Annotated in this window: 3 protein-coding genes; all 3 read left to right on the top strand. The window is 61.3% G+C overall.

Annotation, left to right across the window (positions count from 1 at the left end; translation table 11 throughout):
- The first annotated feature begins 142 nt into the window (after positions 1-142).
- The 3 genes from HCZ87_RS20260 (at position 143) to HCZ87_RS20250 (ending at position 3,533) form a co-directional block, all read left to right on the top strand.
- Positions 143-1,051 (top strand): sugar transferase, encoded by a 909-nt coding sequence (locus HCZ87_RS20260; protein ID WP_217701980.1) that lies wholly within the window; start codon positions 143-145, stop codon positions 1,049-1,051.
- An 87-nt stretch (positions 1,052-1,138) separates the two neighbouring features.
- The gene (locus tag HCZ87_RS20255; protein ID WP_167646865.1) at positions 1,139-2,251 is read left to right on the top strand and encodes a CpsD/CapB family tyrosine-protein kinase; all 1,113 of its coding nucleotides are present in this window, start codon (positions 1,139-1,141) and stop codon (positions 2,249-2,251) included.
- A gap of 16 nt (positions 2,252-2,267) precedes the next feature.
- Positions 2,268-3,533: a Wzz/FepE/Etk N-terminal domain-containing protein gene (locus HCZ87_RS20250; RefSeq protein WP_167646863.1), complete on the top strand. Its 1,266-nt coding sequence runs from the start codon at positions 2,268-2,270 to the stop codon at positions 3,531-3,533.
- Positions 3,534-3,683 lie beyond the last annotated feature (150 nt).

The raw sequence follows: 3,683 nt of genomic DNA, 5'->3' as shown, positions 1-3,683 counted from the left end.
GAAGGTGCCACAACCCTTGCGAGAGGCCGAAATGAACAATATACGCCTGAGGATAATCATTGTTTCTCAGCGGGATGCGAAAACACTGTATTCCGGGTAGCTTGGTAACCATTTGGATAGAATTGAGTAAATTTTTCCAAAAATGCGCTATCATTATGACAGAGTTTGGATGCCTTTGATCGCATCCTGCTCCGTGATTGAAACAGGTCCCGAATGCCTCGCTGTTTTGGGGAACAGATGCGGCGGGTATTGTTGCCGCCAGAAGGTGATCGGCCTGTTTCCCAAATTGAATGTGGTCCAATGGCTCGGCGTGATGGCACGCCCGTTGGGGGGAACAATGGCAAGGCTGGAATGCAGGGTAGTCGCTGGCCCTGGTGTAGGGGATATATCTGAAATGTCGCTCGCTTCAACGTCGGTGCCGGTTGATTTTCAGCCGACAAAAGGGGCCTATGTCAGATACGGCAAACGGATCTTGGATATCTTGTTGGTTCTGTTGAGCCTGCCGATCGTCCTGCCGATTGTCCTCATCTGTGCGCTGGTCCTGTGGTTTGAAGGCGGCGCGCCGTTTTTCTGCCAGCGGCGGCTGGGCAAGGGCGGGCGCGTTTTCATGCTCGTCAAACTGCGCACCATGGTGAAAGACGCCGACCGTCTTCTGGAAGAGCAGCTGCAACGCGATCCGGCCCTGCGGGCGGAGTGGCAGGAAACCCAGAAACTGAAGAAAGACTGCCGCATCACCCCGATCGGCCGCATTCTGCGCGCCACCTCGCTGGATGAGCTGCCGCAATTCTGGAATGTCCTGCGCGGGGACATGAGCCTTGTTGGCGCGCGTCCGATGATGCTGGATCAGCAACTGCTGTATGGCGAATGCGAGCGGTATTTTGCGATGCGCCCCGGGATTACCGGCCCCTGGCAGATTGGTGGGCGCAATATGACCAGCTTCAAGGAACGCGCCATGATGGATTCTGCATATCACGGTGATATATCCCTGCTCTGCGACATCAAGATCCTGTTGAAAACCGCGGTCGTCGTCTTCCGAAGCACAGGGTACTGACGGCGAATGCCCCCTTCGCATCGTGTGATGCATCGCGGGGGCGCAATAGGGCTGCAAGACAGTCGGTTCGGATGACGGGGTTTGGGTGTGAAAGATTTGTTTGATAGTCACGAGCTTATGGCAGAGGACGAGGGTGCTTTTGTTGGCGATGGTAATGCAGCAATGATGGATCAGGGGTTCAAGAAATTCCGCCGCAGGGGCAACCGTGTCTCCGGCGCGGCGCCCTCCAGTGTTGCATCCGTGCCTGCCGAACGCGCTGTCCTCGATCAAGAGACCCCGACAGCGGGCGGGCGCATCGCGCGCCCCGTCAAGGCGCCGGTGGCAGCAGAACCGCGCCCGGTGGAGCCATCTGCGCGCCCAGCCCAGGCCCCATCCGGCCAACCTGCCGAACCCGAACCGGAGCCGCGTTTTGCAAGAACCGCAACTGCGCTGCGGCGACAGGCAAAGCTCGACGTCGACGTAGAGAGTGACGGCATGGTGCCAGCGCGATTGCCGGACCCCTGGACGCTGTTTCACCCGGTCTCGATTTCCGGCCTCGATCCCCGGCACCGCCGCCTGCCGCTGGTCGATGCATTCCGCGCCTCGCCGACGGCGCGGGCGTTTGATCTGTTGCGCACGCGCATGCTGCATACCTTGCAGGAGCGCGGCTGGAAACGGGTGGCGATCTGTGCCCCGACGCAGGGCTGCGGCGCCAGCTTCACGGCGGTAAACCTTGCGCTCAGCCTTGCGCGTGTCCCGCGCCTGCGGACGGTGCTGATGGATCTGAACCTGCGCCGCCCGGCCATTGCCTCCGCCTTGGGGATCGAGCGCACAGCGATGTATCATGGCGATATGGCGGGATTTCTGCGCGGCGAAACCCGGCTGGAAGACCATCTGGTCGCGGCCTCTGACGGGCTGGCGCTTGGCTTGGGCAACAGCCAGCTGACCAATTCGTCGGAGCTCTTGCACGAAGGCCAATGTCGCGGTGTGCTAGACGAGATGATGCGCCGCACCCAGGCGGATGTCGCCTTGTTCGATCTGCCGCCGATGCTGGAAAGCGATGATCTGGCGGCATTCCTGCCACAGGTGGATGCGGTGTTGCTGGTCTCTGGCGGCAAGACCACCACCGCAAAGCAGCTGAAAGCCTGCGAGCGGCAGATGTCGGGCCGTAGCGAACTGCTGGGGGTGGTGTTGAACCAGGCCCGCGGCCACGACATCTAGGACGGGAAACGCCCCAATGGCAGCGCTCTATTCAGTTGCGGATTTTCTCGACCTGCTGTGGCGCAGGATGCGTCTGATATTGTTGGTGGCGATACTTGGCAGCGCGCTCTCGCTGGTCTTGGCGCTTATGAAAGAGCCGATCTATACCAGCACCGAGGTGATCCAGGTCAATCTTCCGCAAATCGCGGGAGACCTGGCCAAATCGACCGCTGACGGATCTTTTGCGCGCCGCATCCAACTGGTCGAACAGCGGCTGATGGCGCGCGATACGCTGTTGGAGGTGGCCGATAAATTTGGACTGCGCGAGGCGTTTCCCGGGCTGCGGCCGAATGAGCTGGTCACAGTGTTGCGCCGATCACTGAGCATTCGGGGAACCCCCGCGGCCAACAGTCAAACGCTGGGGGATGGGGCAATCTCGGTTTTGACCATCACCGCCACCATGTCATCGCCAGAGCAGGCGCAGGCACTGGCGCGCGAAATTTCCGACCGCACCATCCGGTTGAGCCAATCAAGCCGCATAGAACAGGCGCGCGAGACGCTGACGTTCTTCAGCGAGAAGGAAACCACCCTGATCCGCGAGATCGCAAAGCTGGAGGAGGATCTGGCGGAGCTGCGGTTTCAGAATGACGTGATGTCGCCGGAAGAGGTTCAGGTGCGCGGTGCGGAGCTTATCGCCATCAACGAGAGCCTGTTGACGCTGGCGCGCGAAGAAATCGAATTGCGGCAAACCACCGAAGAGGCCGCGGCAACACAAAGCGGCTCTTACGCGCAGCGGGTGCGTGATGAATATGACGCGCAGATGGTGGCACTGACCGCGCAGCGCGCGCTGCTGGAAAACCGCCGCGCTGAATTGCAGGCCTCGATGGTGATGACGCCGGAGCTGGATCGGCAGTTGACAGCTGTCAAACAGGCGCTGGAACGCAAGAAATCCGAGCTGGAGGTCGTGACCGAGCGACGGGCGGATGCCGAGGTCGGATTTCGCATGGAAAGCGCGCTGCAAGGCGAGCAGCTGAATGTGATCGAGACCGCGTCCTTGCCGGATTACCCCTCCGGCAAGAGCCGCAAATCTCTGGCCTTGATGGGCGGGGTGGTCAGCGTTGTGGCGGGGCTTGCGCTGGCGCTTCTTATGGATGTGTTGCATCCGGCGCTGCGATCCGCGGGGCAAATGCAGCGCGAAACCGGCCTGATGCCGGTGGTCAGCATCCCGGTTCTGGACACGCGCCCCCGTGGGATCCGGGCGCGTCTGCACGCGCTCTTTCGCCGAGGGCGCGGATCGCCCTGAGCGCGGGCGAGCGGTCTCAGCCGAAGGTCACAAGCGCGATGATGCGATCCCAGTGATAGCTGATGGCGGCGCCGCAGATCAGCGTGCTGAGCGCGAGAAACAGCAGATCATGCAACGGGTCCTGGGCCTGGTAGCGACGCGCCAGACGCA

Origin of the sequence: Phaeobacter sp. HF9A, assembly GCF_011806385.1 — a bacterium.
GTDB lineage: Bacteria > Pseudomonadota > Alphaproteobacteria > Rhodobacterales > Rhodobacteraceae > Epibacterium.
The sequence above is the reverse complement of the archived record's forward strand: the minus strand, read 5'-3'. Positions and strand labels throughout refer to the sequence as shown.